1 protein-coding gene is annotated in these 292 nt (G+C 78.1%); it reads right to left on the bottom strand.

Annotated elements, in window-relative coordinates; all coding sequences use genetic code 11:
• A partial coding sequence (locus tag ABD308_RS29275; RefSeq protein ID WP_344341091.1) for an ATP-binding protein occupies nt 1-292 on the bottom strand: 292 nt, incomplete at both ends.

Raw genomic sequence — 292 nt, 5'->3', positions numbered from 1 at the left:
GAGCACCCGGGGCGCCGGCGGTCCGGCGCCGTCGCGCAGCGAGGCGGCGAACTCGCCGATCAGCCGGGTCTTGCCGATGCCGGGCTCGCCGAGCACCGTGACCAGGTGCGGCAGTTGGCGGCGGACGGTGTCCTGGTAGGCGCCGCGCAGCAGGTTCAGCTCGTGGACGCGCTCCAGGAACGGCGGTTCGGCGGGGTGCCCGGACGGCCGGCGGCCGGGCGCGGCGGGTGCTCGCCGCCGGGACGGCGCTGCTGGTCGCGGGCGTCGGCCTCGGGCTGGTGTGGAGCGACTA

This window comes from Kitasatospora putterlickiae (assembly GCF_039527695.1).
Taxonomy (GTDB): domain Bacteria; phylum Actinomycetota; class Actinomycetes; order Streptomycetales; family Streptomycetaceae; genus Kitasatospora; species Kitasatospora putterlickiae.
This window is presented reverse-complemented; position numbering and strand designations above follow the sequence as displayed.